The organism is Bacteroides sp. HMSC067B03 (assembly GCF_001811315.1).
GTDB lineage: Bacteria > Bacteroidota > Bacteroidia > Bacteroidales > Bacteroidaceae > Bacteroides > Bacteroides faecis.
The window spans coordinates 1,368-2,972 of record NZ_KV804470.1; the positions used below are offsets into that span (position 1 = coordinate 1,368).

Annotated in this window: 1 pseudogene; it reads right to left on the reverse strand. The window is 48.2% G+C overall.

The annotated features are described in order from the left end of the window. Positions 1-1,605: pseudogene (locus HMPREF2794_RS23935) on the reverse strand (hypothetical protein); the annotation flags it as partial.

A 1,605-nucleotide genomic window follows, 5' to 3' on the forward strand; every position in this document is an offset into this window, starting at 1 on the left:
ACGCCTGACCGCCCGGATTGGTGATATACTTCGCTACCGAGTCACGGCAGGCAACGATTGCGGGTATCATCAGGTGGTCTTTTTCTTCCGATTCACGTAATACGGCTTCATAGGAGAAGGCAGACTCGCCACCCGGAAGGCGCGATGTACGGATTTTCTCTGCGGTCGCTGCAAGTCCGACCTGATCATAACGCCACATGCCTTGCCATACGACACTCATACGTCCGGCAAACACGTTTTCCCCTTCCATGACAGTATCAAGCATCACGTTATACGGAAGTTTGAAAATACCGGAGTTATTCTTGCCGTTCGTACTGTCCGAGTCATAATCGTGGTTCATATACCAGCGGTAAACACCGTCAGGGCAGAGGTACAAAGCCCACATGCTGTTTTTTGACAGCTGGTCGACGCCTGAATGATACAGGATACGAACCAAGTACGCGCGGAAAGAAGCCACGCTGCAATACTTGTCCATTTCCTCAACCAGTTTCCGGTATCGGTTTTCAATCGTGTCGCTGACCTGTACACCGTTGATGCTGATTTTGCCGCCTGCCATACGGTTCTTCGGATTACATGAATACACCCATTCACAAAACTGTTTCCAGCGGTACGGTGTCTTCTTTCCAAGCGCGTAGGCAAGACTCATGTCATCATTATCCGGTGTACGGAATTCAAAGAACATCGTCCATTTGGGAACAAGGCTTTCCGTTGACAGTTCCGCACCGTACAAGCCTTTCACCCACTTGCTGTGCGTCGATTGCATAGTCATGAAGTTATCGATGTCATCGAAGATGCACATTCCTTCATAATCGAGCATTTCAACACATTCAACCGGGTTCAGGACACGCCCGGTAACGACCGTTTTTTTACCGTTAAAAGAGATTGTCCCGGTTGTGTTCTTCCATGCCCCGTCGACATATTCCATGAACTTGTACGAAGCGTCCGTCGATTTGGTAAGCATGTAGATCGTATCCTGATCATAGTCGCCAGTATGGGACATGAAATAGGATTCCGTCACGTCCGGAAGGTCGGTGAAGTCGCCATAACTTAAACAGTCAGCATTGTATCCGGGAACGTCCTTGAAGCCGAAAGTCGGTGGGTTACCCTTGTCAATGTTCCAGTCACCACGACACCAAAAATAAGCATCGTTTATATTCCCGGTATCCGACTTGAAGACAAGCACACTGTTACCATCAATAGAGGTACGCAAGTCCAGTGTGTTGTTTTCATCCGCATAATACGCGTTTTGCGCTGGTGTCATGTATTCCTCGCCCAAAGCCTTCTGCATATCGTTATTGATACGGGAAATCGGGGTGTTCACCTTGTCGGGTGATGCATAGTTGACCTTCAGGCAGACTTTGTCGAACGGAATACTTTTGCCACGTAGAATGATTTTTTTGTTTGCGATTGCGTCGAGCAAAGCCTGCGGAGCAAGTTCCGGATACATTGCGCGGATGGTTGCCTTTTTCAGCTTGTATTTCCTGTTCTTATAGGTCGGATAGAAAGCGGATGTCGTACCCTGATTGGTCGTTTCCACATTCTCGAAAATAAGGCTCATGCCTTTGTCCTTACAGAACAGGTACAGGTCTGTATATATCTTGGTGG